The sequence below is a fragment of the Micromonospora sp. NBC_01655 genome, assembly GCF_026339755.1.
Lineage (GTDB): Bacteria > Actinomycetota > Actinomycetes > Mycobacteriales > Micromonosporaceae > Micromonospora.
On sequence record NZ_JAPEQF010000001.1, the window covers coordinates 4289733 to 4302031 of the forward strand.

General features: G+C 69.0%; 13 protein-coding genes. 7 read left to right on the forward strand and 6 right to left on the reverse strand.

From position 1 onward, the window contains the following. Positions 1-44: 44 nt before the first annotated feature. From OOK41_RS19720 to OOK41_RS19745, 6 genes are all read right to left on the reverse strand, one after another. Entirely contained in the window at positions 45-719 is a 675-nt protein-coding gene (locus OOK41_RS19720) for a hypothetical protein (protein WP_266266243.1), read from the reverse strand. A gap of 167 nt (positions 720-886) precedes the next feature. Continuing rightward, positions 887-2182 carry a Zn-dependent hydrolase gene (locus tag OOK41_RS19725; protein ID WP_266266244.1) on the reverse strand — a complete coding sequence of 432 codons (1296 nt, stop codon included), beginning with the start codon at positions 2180-2182 and terminating at the stop codon, positions 887-889. Then, entirely contained in the window at positions 2179-2652 is a 474-nt protein-coding gene (locus tag OOK41_RS19730) for a hypothetical protein (RefSeq protein WP_266266245.1), read from the reverse strand. The genes OOK41_RS19725 and OOK41_RS19730 overlap by 4 nt, the downstream gene beginning before the upstream one ends. 67 nt (positions 2653-2719) lie before the next feature. After that, the gene (locus OOK41_RS19735) at positions 2720-3340 is read right to left on the reverse strand and encodes an orotate phosphoribosyltransferase (protein WP_117667097.1); all 621 of its coding nucleotides are present in this window, start codon (positions 3338-3340) and stop codon (positions 2720-2722) included. Beyond that, positions 3327-4172 (reverse strand): IclR family transcriptional regulator, encoded by an 846-nt coding sequence (locus tag OOK41_RS19740; protein WP_266266246.1) that lies wholly within the window; start codon positions 4170-4172, stop codon positions 3327-3329. Before OOK41_RS19740 ends, OOK41_RS19735 begins: the two co-directional genes overlap by 14 nt. Before the next feature lie 34 nt (positions 4173-4206). Next, positions 4207-5208 carry a dihydroorotate dehydrogenase gene (locus OOK41_RS19745; protein WP_266266247.1) on the reverse strand — a complete coding sequence of 334 codons (1002 nt, stop codon included), beginning with the start codon at positions 5206-5208 and terminating at the stop codon, positions 4207-4209. A gap of 442 nt (positions 5209-5650) precedes the next feature. Here OOK41_RS19745 and OOK41_RS19750 point away from each other — a divergent pair, with 442 nt between their 5' ends. The 7 genes from OOK41_RS19750 to OOK41_RS19780 all read left to right on the forward strand — a co-directional run bounded on the left by OOK41_RS19750 (position 5651) and on the right by OOK41_RS19780 (position 12057). Then, on the forward strand, positions 5651-6658 hold the full coding sequence (locus tag OOK41_RS19750) for a LacI family DNA-binding transcriptional regulator (protein ID WP_266266248.1): 1008 nt from the start codon (positions 5651-5653) through the stop codon (positions 6656-6658). After that, entirely contained in the window at positions 6655-7461 is an 807-nt protein-coding gene (locus OOK41_RS19755; protein WP_266266249.1) for an ABC transporter ATP-binding protein, read from the forward strand. Before OOK41_RS19750 ends, OOK41_RS19755 begins: the two co-directional genes overlap by 4 nt. Beyond that, entirely contained in the window at positions 7458-8309 is an 852-nt protein-coding gene (locus OOK41_RS19760) for an ABC transporter permease (RefSeq protein WP_266266250.1), read from the forward strand. The genes OOK41_RS19755 and OOK41_RS19760 overlap by 4 nt, the downstream gene beginning before the upstream one ends. 62 nt (positions 8310-8371) lie before the next feature. Then, positions 8372-9403, forward strand: a complete 1032-nt coding sequence (locus OOK41_RS19765) for an ABC transporter substrate-binding protein (RefSeq protein WP_266266251.1) — start codon at positions 8372-8374, stop codon at positions 9401-9403. A 53-nt stretch (positions 9404-9456) separates the two neighbouring features. After that, positions 9457-10179 carry an ABC transporter permease gene (locus OOK41_RS19770; RefSeq protein WP_128763535.1) on the forward strand — a complete coding sequence of 241 codons (723 nt, stop codon included), beginning with the start codon at positions 9457-9459 and terminating at the stop codon, positions 10177-10179. Then, entirely contained in the window at positions 10172-11113 is a 942-nt protein-coding gene (locus OOK41_RS19775) for a nucleoside hydrolase (RefSeq protein ID WP_266266252.1), read from the forward strand. Before OOK41_RS19770 ends, OOK41_RS19775 begins: the two co-directional genes overlap by 8 nt. Next, complete coding sequence (locus OOK41_RS19780) at positions 11107-12057, forward strand: ribokinase (RefSeq protein ID WP_266266253.1); 951 nt, start codon at positions 11107-11109, stop codon at positions 12055-12057. Before OOK41_RS19775 ends, OOK41_RS19780 begins: the two co-directional genes overlap by 7 nt. Positions 12058-12299: the final 242 nt, after the last annotated feature.

The window sequence follows — 12299 nt, forward strand, 5'->3', positions numbered from 1 at the left end:
GCGGCTGCCGGGACAGTGGCCCTACCGAAACGTCCCAGCTCGGCTCAGCCATGGCCGACGTTCCACCAGAAGACCGGCCCGTCGAGACAGACCAGGGGAGCTTCCCTGCCCTCTCCCCGTTGCCCGGACGAACATCCGTGGCAGTACCCCAGGCCACACGCCATGTGGGCTTCGACCGAGACCTGCACCTCGGCGCCCCAACGCCGGCCGAGTTCGGCGGCCAGGTCGACCAGTCGCTGTGAACCGCAGGTAAGGATGAGTTCCGGGGGGTTGTTGTCCAGCGTCGCGGTGAGCAGTGTGGCCAGGAAGTCGGGCTCACTGGTGGCGTCCTGGTCCGTGACCTGGTGGAGCTGCCCGGTTCCGCCCCGGCGAAGCACATCGACGCCGACCAGGGCCCCCGGGTGGCGGGCACTGACGACAGCCGTCGTCACGCCGCCCCGGGCGGTATTGGCTGCGGCGACCATGGTCAGCGAGCAGGTGCCGATTCCCCTGCCGAGCAACAGCACGTGGTTGCTGCCGGCAGTGAGGTGGAATCCCTGGCCCAGCGGCCCGGTCACGAGCATGGTCTCGCCAACGGCGAAGGTCGAGAGCTTTCGGGTGCCCCCTCCGAGAACCCCGTACACCACGTCGAGCGTGCCCGTTTCCGGTACCACGTCGTAGATTGCCATCGGACGGGGCAGGACGGGGCCGACCTCGTCGGTGCGCGCTGCGGTGAGCATGACGAACTGGCCGGCCTGGGCCCGGGTGGCGATGGTCGGGGCGTGCAGGCGCAGAAGGCGGTACCGGTCGCCGACCGGTTCATGGCGGAGCACCGGTGCGTGGTGCCAGGTGGGTCGGGGGCGGTGTGTCGGTGGCAGATCCAGCGGCACGAGGTGGCCCGCGGTGTTCAGCACGTCGCCTCCGCCGTGGTTCCGGAGTCCAGCTCGCGGTCCAGGGCGAGGAGGCTGCGGGCGAGCAGGTCGGTACCGACGGCGAGATCCTCCACGCTGGTCCACTCGTCCGGGACGTGGCTCAGACCGTTCCGGCTGGGGACGAAGATCATTCCAGCCGGTACGACCTTGTTGATCATCTGGCTGTCGTGGCTGGCGCCGCTGGGAAGTACCCGGTACCTGGTGCCTGTGGTGGTGCAGACGTCGGCGATCTTGCGACGTAACCAGACCGGCAGCACGACCGGTGAGGTGTCGCCCAACGTCTCGATGTCGAGGGTCAGTCCGCGCCGCTCGCAGATGCTCCGGGCACCGTTTATCAACTCGACCGCGGTCAATCGCTGTCGATCGCTGTCCACGTCGCGGATGTCGACGTACAGCCGGGCCGTGCCAGGGATGGTGGTGATCGATCCTGGTTCGAGCTCCAGCCGGCCGACCGTCGCCCGCGTACCGTGGTGTCGAGCGTCGGTGGCGATCTCCTCGGCGAGCAGCGTTATCTCGGCTGCGGCGGTCATGGCGTCCGCACGTTGGTGCATCGGGGTGCCCCCGGTGTGCGAGGCGCGTCCATGCAGGTCGAGCCGAAGACGGGTACTGCCGGAGATGAGTTCGACAATGCCCACCGGAATGGCCTGCGCTTCGAGCACGTTGCCCTGCTCGATGTGGAGTTCCACGAATGCCGCCCAGTCGTCCGTGCTCCAGCGCGCCTCCGAGACACGATCCGGGTCGAGCCCCACCGACCGCATGGCGTCAGCAACGGACACACCACGCGTGTCCCGCAGGTCGGCCAGGTCCGGCGAGTCGAGTAGGCCTGCCGCGATCCGGCTGCCGGTACAGGCCTGGCCGAACCGGGCGCCCTCTTCGCCGGCGAACGCCACGAACCTGATCGGATGCGTGTGTCGCGCGTCGCTCTCCACCAGGATCCGGGCTACCTCCATCGCCGCTACCACGCCGGCGATGCCGTCGAACCGGCCGGCGTTCGGCACGGTGTCCAGGTGGGAGCCCGTACCGATGGCGCGGGCTGGCCCGCCGCCGGCGATCTCGGCGTAGCTGTTGCCTGCCGCGTCGGTCCAGGTATGTAGGCCGAGCGCACTGAGCTCGTCGGTGAACATGCGGTGCGCCCCGCGTTCCAGCGGGGTGTACGCGAGCCGGGTCACCCCGTGCGTGGTCTCGCTGTATCCGGCGAACTCCGTCAGCAGGTGGGTCAGCCGGCCGGTGTCAACCGGTGGCAGGCTGGTTTCCACCAGGGTCGGGCTCATCGTGGTGCGTCCGTCGTCGTGGTGACGGTGGCGACCGGGTTCCCGGCCGGACCGGGCAGTGCCGGTTCGGGGATGGGCAGGGCTGCCGCGACGGCCACCACGGTCACCTGATCGTTGGCGAGGAGGCGTTGCAGTGTCCGAAGCGGTGACAGGTCGGACCACGCCACGGCGAGAAGCGCGGCTCGCGATCCGGCGGTGGGATGCCGACTCAGCGAGAGCAGTCCTGATCCTTCGTAGACCCGTACCGCCGGGATGTCCAGTTCCCGGCATACCACATGGGTCAGCACGCAGTCGTCGATGTTGTCCCGCCCGACGATGACATCGGGGTGCTGCGGCCGCAGCCGCTCGGCGAGCATCCGGCCGACGATTTCGACTGCGGCGGCGTCTGCGACACCGCCGTCTGCCGCCGCCCGTCGCAGTTCGTCGACGGCGGCGGCTAGTCGGTCCGGAGATGGTGGGTGGGTCGTCATCGCGGTCTCAGCTCCATTCGGGTAGGTGGTGTACGCGCGGGTTCGCGACGCGGGGCGCCCCGGTCTGTCAGGCTGTCGCCTGGCTGGCGTCCGTTCGGGCGCAGGGCCGCGCCTGGTCGGGTATCTGCAGGTCGAGCGGGGTGTACAGGGCCTGGACGGGGCAGTCGGCGGCGGTATGGCTCCGGCCCCGGCTGCGGTCGACGGCGGCCAGTACGCCCGGCACCACCGCGCCGAGGTCACGCAGTGCGCGCACCGCGCCCGCGGTATGCGCACCAGACACGATCACGTCCTCGACGAGGACGACCCGCTCGCCGGCGTGCAGCTCGCCCTCGACCCGTGACCCGCCCCCCTCATCGAGGCTGCGGATCATGGCGAAGGGCAGCCCGGTCTCCAGGGACAGCGCGGTGACGAGCGGCATCACCTGTGTCCGGGCGGCCAGTCTGTCGGCGGTCGCGTCCACCAGATCCGCCAACAGGGCAGCCATCCGGCGGAGGATCGTCGGCCGGGTTTCGAACAGAACAACGTCGATGTACGTGTCGACAGGCTCACTCGCGTCGAGTATGAACTCGCCTGGTAGGCACGCTGCGGCGCGGAGGTCCCGCGCCAGCTCCGTCCAACGTTGGTGGCGGCTCTGGAATATGTTCCGCCGGTTGGTACCGGTGTCCACAGCGCTGTCAGCGCGGATCATGGTCTTCCTCCGAGGCTGGTCGGTTCGGGCGTGGCTTGTCCGGCTGATCCATCTGCGGGACCGACGGTGACGACGGGAACCGGCTGATGTAGCCGAGTTCAGCGCTGAGCCGAGCTGCGGTGGTGAGCACGAGGTGGATCGCTCCTGCCCGGGCCACGGGGTCGCGCATCCGGTCGGCGGCTGCGGCCAGGGTGAGGCTCGCGCAGGTTGTACCGATGGACGTCCGGATCGGCGCTGCTACGGCCCACACTCCGCGGTCCAGCTCGTCGTCGCACACGTCGTACCCGCGTGCCCGGACGACCGCCAGGTGTTCGATCACGGCATCGGGGGTGGCCGGGGTGTCCGAGGTGAAGGAAGTGAGCGGGCGGTCGGCGAGCAGCGCGCGGGCTGTACCGGTGTCCAGGTCGGCGAGGAGCGCCCGCGCGGAGGCGGCGGCGTGAAGGGGCATTTCCTGGCCGATCCGCACGAACAGGCGTAGCGGGTGCTTGCTCTCGATGAGCGAGATGCAGACCACCTGGCTGCCGACCAGTTCGGAGAGGAAGACCGTCTCGCCGGACTCGGCCGCGGCTGCGACGACTGCGGGGTGTGGTGCGGTCAGGGTCGAGGTGAGCCGGTTGTTTTGTTCGGTCAGCTGCCGGGCGGCAGGTCCGAGGAAGTAACGGCGGTTGATCGGTGACCGGGTGACGAATTCCTGCTCGGTCAGGACGGCCAGCAACCGGTGGGCACTGCCCAGCGGGATGCCGAGCGTCGAGTGAATATCCCCGATGGTCATCCCGTCGCCGTGGTGGGCGATGGCGCGAAGTATTTCCAGGGCTCTGACAACCGGCTGCACGGTCTCTCCTTCGACAGGCGCTCGGGCGCGAAGCTCAGACTCGTAACGAGCCGATGACGTCCGAGACGGTCATCGTGCCCGATGCGGCGAGCAGGGGTCCGAGGCCCCGGACGATCTGCGCCATGGCGTACGGCCGGGTGAAGTTGGCGGTGCCGACCTGGATGGCGGTTGCCCCGGCGAGCAGGAACTCCAGCGCGTCCCGGGCGGTGGTGATGCCGCCACAGCCGATGACCGGGATGTTGACCGCCTGGGCGGCCTGCCAGACCAGGCGTAGCGCGATCGGTTTCACCGCCGGCCCGGAGAGCCCACCGACACCGTTGCCGAGTACGGCCGAGCGGTGGGTGACGTCCACGCTCATCGCCGGGAAGGTGTTGGCCACGGTGATGGCGGTGGCTCCGGCGTGCTCCGCGGCGCGGGCGATCTCTGCGATCGAGGTCACGTTCGGGGTGAGCTTGACGAACACCGGTACGTCCGAACGGGCGACCACTCCGGACACGACCCGCTCCACCGTGCTCGGATCGGTGCCGATGGCCAGGCCGCCATGCTCCAGATTGGGGCACGAGACGTTGACCTCGACCGCGGTGGCGCCGTGTCCGGCCAGTTGATCTGCCGCTGCCCAGTACTCCGCCACGGTGAGCCCGCCGATGCTGATGATGGTGGGCACGCTCGTCGCCAGGTACCGCGGAAGCACCTGTGCCCGGAACTCGGCGATGCCGGGACTCGGGATACCGACGCTGTTGAGCATCCCGTCGGCAGCCTCCGTGATCCGGTGTGCGGGGTTGCCCGACCGGACCGTGGCGAAGACGGTCTTGGTCACCAGGGCGCCCAACTCGTGCACCGGCAGCAGGGCGCCGAGTTCGGGGCCGAAGCAACCGGACGCCGGCATGACGGGATTGTTCAGCCTGATGTCACCCATCGTGACGGACAGGTCGACCGCCACGGGGTCGCTGGTGGCCCAGAAGTGGTCTCTTGAGTCCGCCTCCGCCGTCGGAGCGACGGCAGCCTCGCCCATGGTGCCGGATGAGGCGCACAGCATTGTTTCCTCCACGCGGATGAACGCCTTCCACTTGGGAAGAGCCGACTATGCGCCATGGCTCGACGTTCGTCAAGGGGGCTGCCGTCGCTTGCTGCCGGCGCGGGGTGCGATGGGTTATGTCGAGCATTTATCCAGCTTGAGTGGCTGAGGCGGCTCCGCAGGGACCCCGCTTGGCAGCTCCGGACGGGACCTGATGGCCTGCGCGGCCGGGGCACCCGCCGGGTGGGGTGCACCCCCGGACGGGCTCGTCGCATCGTCGACCTCAGATCCAAGGACTCCCCGGATTTCCGCAGAGGCGAAGCAGACCTTCGGCTCGATGAGGCAGCAGCGAGGCGCGCCGGGCCGCCTGAGACGTTGCCGCGGCGACACCAAATCATCTACACGTGTTGACTACACGTTGTGATGGACATATCTTCGGTTCCTCCTTCCCCCGGAGGTGCTGATGAAGGTGACCCGAGCCGACGTGGCCAAGCGGGCACAGACATCCGCCGCAGTGGTCAGCTATGTGCTGAACGGCGGACCAAAACCCGTGGCCCCAGCGACCCGGGCCCGGGTCGAGGCGGCCATCCGGGAACTCGGCTACCGCCCGAACCGGGTCGCCCAGGCGCTGCGTCGTACCCGCAGCGGGTTTCTCGGCCTGCTGATGCCGGACGGCGGCAACCCGTTCTTCGCCGAACTGGCGCATGCGATCGAGACCGAAGCCGCGCGGCGCGGCAAGCTGCTCTTCCTGTTGCACTCCAACGGACGGGAGGAGGCGGAACGGCTCGCCGCCATGGGCGACGTGCGGGCTGAGGGGGTGCTGTGGGTGCCCCGTCACGAGAGCCCTTCGAACGCACTCGCGTTGGCCGACGCCCCGTGCCCGGTGGTCGTACTCGACCGCGTGCCGCCGGATGCCACCAGCGGACACGACTCGGTCGCGGTGGATCACCACGAGGGCGCCCGTCTGGCCACCAGCCATCTGCTCGGGCATGGCTTCCGGCAGGTGTCGTGCCTGTCCGGCCCCAGCGAAACCGTCGTGGGACGGGAACGGGCCGCCGGCTGGCGGCAGGCACTACGGGACCACGACATCACCGCCGAAGCGTGGGAGGTGTCGTCGGACTTCACGCCGGACGGCGGACGGTTGGCCGGTGCCCAACTGCTCGACCGGTTGACACTGCCCGCCGCCGTCTTCGTCGCCTCGGACCGGCAGGCACTGGGCCTGCTGCGCGCCGTGCGCGACCGAGGGCTCGACGTGCCCCGCGACGTCGCCATCGTCTCCTTCGACGGGACCGACGTCAGCGCCTACACCACACCGCCGCTGTCCACCATGCGGCAGCCCCTGTCCCTGCTCGCCGCCGAGGCGCTGACCCTCATGGAGAAGCGCATACGCGATCCGTACCGACCGGCGAGGCACGTCAGCCTGCCCGCCGAGCCAATCTTCCGATCGAGTTGTGGATGTGAACAGAAATGAGTGCGCCAACCGGAAGTTCCGTCGACAATCAGACAGGCACGGCGGCAGCCGTACCGACCGGGACGCTGCTACGGATATCGGGCATCAACAAGGAATATCGATCCGAGCGCGGCAAGGTGGTGCACGCGCTGCACGATGTGTCGCTCGACGTGCGACAGGGTGAAATCCTGGCGATCATCGGCGCCTCGGGGTGCGGCAAGTCCACCCTGCTCCGGATCATGGCGGGCCTGGACACCGTCACCTCCGGCAAAACGATCTGGTCGCGCCAGCCGACGCCGGGACGGGACATCGGCTACGTCTTCCAGGAGTCGGTGCTGCTGCCGTGGCGCACCGTCTTCCGCAACGCCGCCATCGCCCCCGAGACGTTGAAGATCCCGCGCCAGCAGTACGAGCCGCGGGTGCGCGAACTGTTGAGCCTGGTCGGCCTGACGGACTTCGCCGATGCGCTGCCGAGAGAACTGTCCGGCGGCATGCGCCAGCGGACCTCGATCGTCCGGGCCCTCGCGCACGATCCGGCGCTGCTGCTGATGGACGAGCCCTTCGGCGCGCTCGACCAGATCACGCGGGAGAAGCTGCACGATGACCTGCTCAGAATCTGGACCGCAACCGGCAAGACCATCGTCTTCGTCACGCACAGCGTCGACGAGGCGGCGTACCTCGCCGACCGGGTGGTCGTGCTGTCACCGCATCCCGGCCGGGTCCGCGCGGTCCACGACGTACCCCTGCCCCGGCCACGGAACGCGGAGACCAAGCTCGACCCACGGTTCGCGGAGTTCCAGGCCATGCTACGGGGGGAGCTGTGACGGCCCCCACCTCGGCGCCCGAATCGATGGTCGCCGCGTCGCGGGCCGAGACGGCGGGTACGGGGCGACGGCGGTCCCGCCGCCTGCCGATCGTGCTCAAGCCCTTCGTCGCGCTGCTCTACGTCCTCGTCATCGTGGCCGTCTGGGCCGGGTACCAGGAGGCGGCGGATGTCCCGCGATTCCTGTTGGCCAGCCCCGGTGAGGTCGGGGGGCAACTGGTGGACCTGGCGCGGGACGGAACGCTCTGGACCCATCTGGGCTACACCGTTCGCAACATCGGGCTCGGCTTCGCCATCGGGGCCGTGGTCGGTGCGCTGCTGGGAGTGCTCGTGTCCCGATCACAGGTCGTGGACGCGATGATCTACCCGTTCCTGGTCGTCTTCCAGGCGATGCCGAAGATCGCTCTCGCCCCCATGTTCGTCCTCTGGTTCGGCCTCGGTCTGACCAGCCAACTCATTCTCATCGTGAGCCTGTCCTTCTTCCCGATCCTGATCGGCACCGTGACCGGGCTCCGGCAGGTGAACTCCGGGTACCAGGACCTGGCCACGACCATCGGGATGAAACCGGTCGCCAAGCTGTTCCGGATCGACATCCCGGCGGCGTCACCGTCGATCTTCGCCGCCGCGCGGGTTGCCGTGGTCGACGCCATGACCGGCGCCGTCGTCGCCGAGTGGATCTCGTCAAGCCAGGGACTCGGCTATCTCCTGGTGGAGGCCAACTCGTCGTACCAGGTGCCCACCCTGATGGCCGCGATCGTGGTGATCATCGCCGTCGGAGTCGCCGTCTACCAACTGGTCACCTTCGTGGAGACCCGCGCCCTGTCCTGGCGCGACCCTGTCCCGGCCTGATTCCACGCCAACGCAATCGGGCTCTTTCCACCATTTCCCCCACCCTGATTCGAGGTAGCGCAATGCGTCGCATCAACCGCAGATCCATCCTCGCCGGTGTCGTCGCCGGCGCCGTCGTCACGGTCACCGCTGGCTGCGGCGACGTCGAGCCCCCCGCGACAGGCGGCAAGGACGGCGGCACAACAAAGGTCAGCATCCAGATCGACGGCGCCGCCGCGCCCTACTACGCACCCCTGTACTGGGCGAAGGAGCAGGGCTACTTCGCCGACCAGAAACTTGACGTCGAGTTCCTGTACGCCGATGCCGCGACGATCACCAAGAACGTCGCTGCGGGCAACGTGCAGTTCGGCTTCCCGAACGCGGACACCGTCATCCAGGCCGTGGCCAACGGAGTGCCCGACGTCGTGGTGCACACGACATACCAGCAGGGCATCGGTGCCCTGCTCACCATCGCCGACTCCGGTATCACCAGCCCCGCACAGCTGAAGGGCAAGACCGTCGCCGTGACCAGTCTCGGTTCGCCGAACTACGTGCAGTTGACGGCGATGGCCGCTTCAGCGGGCCTGGACGTGAAGAAGGACATGACCGTCAAGGTGGTCGGCACCGGGGCGATCGTCTCCGCCCTGCAGAACAAGGAAGTCGACGCGATCGTCTTCTCCCGGCTGCGCTACTACACCCTCAAGGCGGCGGGGGTTCAGGTGAACCAGATCCTGTCCAACGAGTACCTGCCCTCGTTCGGCAACGTGGTGATCGCCGGTCAGCAGTACGCCCAGAAGAATCCGCAGGTGGTCAAGGGATTCACCAGCGCACTGAACACGGCACTGCAGGATCTCATCGACGGCAAGCTGCCGGCTGCCGTCACGATGTCGGTCCAGAAGTACGCCCCCAGCTTCGCCGGTCAAGAGCAGACAGTGACCGAGGTGATGCAGGAAGTGTTCGCCAAGGAGCTGTGGCAGAGCGAGGCGACCAAGGCGAACGGGCTCGGCTACGGCGACCCAGCGGCCTGGCAGAAGGCGGTGGACGCCCAGAAGCAGTACGGCCTGATCAAGGGCGACGTACGCGCGACGGACTTCGTGCAGAAGGTATCCTCGTGACCGAACGGCGACTCGGTCGGCTCCCCCGCACCCTGCTCGGTGCGACCTCGGTGGTGGCGTTCCTGCTGATCTGGCAGGGCTACGTCAAGGCCGCGGACGTTCCGGCGTACACCCTGCCGGGGCCGGTTGAGGTCGTGCGGTACGCCGGGCAGTTGCTCGCTGGCGATCAACTGCTCGTACACATCAGGGTGACCGCTGTCGAGCTGTTGCAGGGCGTTGCCATCGGGCTGACGGTGGGCGTACTCGCCGGAGTGATGGCGGCCCGCTGGCGTTGGCTGGAACGGCTGGCAATGCCGCTGCTGGTGCTGATCCAGATCACGCCGAAGATCGCGATCGCGCCGCTGCTGGTGCTGTGGCTCGGCCTGGGCGTGACGAGCAAGATCACACTGGTCGCCCTGGTCACCTTCTTCCCAGTGCTGGTCAACACGCTGGCCGGGCTGCGGGATATCGGCACGGCCTACCGGCACCTGTGTCAGGTGCTCGCCATGTCGGGAACGCAGCGGTTCTTCCGGGTCGAGTTGCCGATGACACTTCCGCACATCGTCGTCGGGCTGCGGCTGGGCGCGCTGGCCGGCGTAACGGCTGCGGTCATCGGTGAGCTGATCGGTGCCCAGGCCGGACTCGGCTTCATGGTCGCTCAGGGCCAGGAAACCGACAACGTCCCGCAGTCCATGGTCGGGCTGCTGTTGCTGAGCCTGCTGGGCCTGCTCGCCTGGTCCGGCATCGGTACGGCCGCCAGCTGGTTGCGTTCCCGTTTCGGTGTCGCGGGTGCCTGATCAGGTACCGCCGCGTCCCGGCCACGGCGCTGCCGTGGCCGGGACGCGGCGACGGATCGTGGTCGACACCGACGGCGGCGTGGATGATCTGGTGGCGCTCGCCTGGCTACTCGGCCTGCCGGAGGTCGATGTCCCCGCGGTCATCGCGACCGGCGGAGCCCGCACTGTCGACGTCGTCGGAGCCGCGGTCACCCACGTCCTGAAGACGCTTGCCCCGGTCCGTCGACCGCTGCTGCTGCGGGGCGCCGAGGTGACGCCGGCGAGACGGACCTCGGTGCCGTCCGGAGTGCACCTGCACGGTGAGTACGGGCTCGGAACGCTCGTACCGCCGTGCGGACCCGAATTCGGCGGCGGGGTGGATGACGAGGCGTTACCGCCACACACCGACTACCTCGTACTCGGCCCGTGCACCACGGCGGCGCGGATCGCCAGCCAAGGCGGACACCGGCCCGGGGAAGCCTGGCTGACCGTCATGGGCGGGGCGTTCTCACTGCCCGGCGTGGTGCAGGGGGCCGAACCGAACTTCGCGCGGGATCCCCACGCGGCCCGGCTGCTGCTCACCAACCCGCCCGGCAAGGGCGTTCGGATCGTGCCGACCGACGTGACCACCCAGGCGAGGTGCCCGGACACCGCTGTCCGGTACGCGCTCGCCGGCGGGGAGGGTTGGCTCAGGTTGCGGGCACAACTGCTGGCGTACTACTGGTCCGCGGGGTCGGCCCGGTACTGCCACGACCTGGTCGCTGCGGCTGTCGCCGTCTGCCCGGGCATGGTGACGGCCGAGGTCGCGGTCGCAGTGACCGTCGACGAGAACGGTAGATCAAGCATGACCGCCGCAGCGGGCTCGGCGGTGCGGGTGGTACACGGTCTGCACGAGGCCCGGTGGCGGGCAGTCGCGCGGGGATGGGCATCGAACAGGGAGATGGCAGCATGCTGAACGAGCCGATGATCGCTGTGGTCGGCAGCGCCAACCTGGACCGGTTGGTGGTGACCGACAGGCTGCCCCGCCCCGGCGAGACGCTGACCGCGCGGGAGTACTGGGAAGGGGTCGGCGGGAAGGGCACGAACCAGGCGATGACGGTGGCCACGCTGGGGGCATCCGTCGCCTTCGTCGGCTGCGTGGGCGACGACGCCGCCGGTGACCTGGTCCGGCAGCGGCTTGCCGGACGGGGCGTGGACGTGTCCGGGATGATCGTCGTCGGTGGAACCCCTACCGGAACGGCCTTGATCACAGTGGATGGTCAGGGAGAGAACGTCATCGTGGTGAGCCCCGGGGCCAACGCCGCCCTCGACCCGGTCTGCATCGACCGCCAACGCGGCGTGATCGGGGCGGCGGCCCTCACCCTGATGCAGTGTGAGGTCGGAATGCCCGCCCTGGAACGAGCCGCCGAACTGGCCGGCGGGTTGCTGGTCGTCAATCCCGCACCCGCGTGCCCGCTACCCGAGGCGCTCGCGCGTCGGGTGGACATCCTGGTGCCGAACCGCACCGAGCTGGCGCTCCTGGCCGGGACGCCCGTCCCCAGACGGTTGGACGATGTTACGGGCGCGGTGGGACGTCTCGGTCTCGCTGCCACCGTGGTGGTGACCCTCGGGGCGCAGGGCGCCCTGGTGGTCGAGCCCGACGGCCAGGCCACACACGTGCCGGCGCTTCCGGTGCAGGCGATGGACACCACCGGCGCGGGGGACTGTTTCTGCGGAGCCCTCGCCACGGCACTGGTGGCACGACCCGGTGAAACCGTCATCGAAGCAGCCCGCTGGGCGGTCGTGGCGGCGGCATTGTCGACCCGGGGAAGAGGCGCCCAGGGCGCCCTGCCGGTCAGCGCCGAGGTGTCCGACGCGATGGCCGGGCTGCGTGAGTTGCCGGTCGGTACGGGCGGTTGACACCGTGACCGATCCCCTGACGGAACCACCAAACCATGATCGTTCTCAGCGCCAACCGCTGTTCCTGGATTCTCCACCCTCGGCTCCAGGCCGTCAGAGCCAGTCGCTGCGTGGCGTCCGGCCAGGCGGCCCGGTGGCGTCCGCAAGACGGATGAAGAAATATGACACAAGGTGTCAGGTCTTGGGTCGAGCATGGTCTCACCGGCCGGCGTCGATGGTGTGCGTGGACCGGGCGCCACGAT

Bases quoted from the DNA above. Each gene is read 5' to 3' on its own strand.
- OOK41_RS19780 (WP_266266253.1), top strand. From the start codon at position 11,107: ATGCTGAACGAGCCGATGATCGCTGTGGTCGGCAGCGCCAACCTGGAC.
- OOK41_RS19735 (WP_117667097.1), bottom strand. From the start codon at position 3,340: ATGATCCGCGCTGACAGCGCTGTGGACACCGGTACCAACCGGCGGAAC.
- OOK41_RS19720 (WP_266266243.1), bottom strand. From the start codon at position 719: ATGCTCACCGCAGCGCGCACCGACGAGGTCGGCCCCGTCCTGCCCCGT.
- OOK41_RS19745 (WP_266266247.1), bottom strand. From the start codon at position 5,208: ATGCTGTGCGCCTCATCCGGCACCATGGGCGAGGCTGCCGTCGCTCCG.
- OOK41_RS19765 (WP_266266251.1), top strand. From the start codon at position 8,372: ATGCGTCGCATCAACCGCAGATCCATCCTCGCCGGTGTCGTCGCCGGC.
- OOK41_RS19725 (WP_266266244.1), bottom strand. From the start codon at position 2,182: ATGAGCCCGACCCTGGTGGAAACCAGCCTGCCACCGGTTGACACCGGC.
- OOK41_RS19755 (WP_266266249.1), top strand. From the start codon at position 6,655: ATGAGTGCGCCAACCGGAAGTTCCGTCGACAATCAGACAGGCACGGCG.
- OOK41_RS19730 (WP_266266245.1), bottom strand. From the start codon at position 2,652: ATGACGACCCACCCACCATCTCCGGACCGACTAGCCGCCGCCGTCGAC.
- OOK41_RS19750 (WP_266266248.1), top strand. From the start codon at position 5,651: ATGAAGGTGACCCGAGCCGACGTGGCCAAGCGGGCACAGACATCCGCC.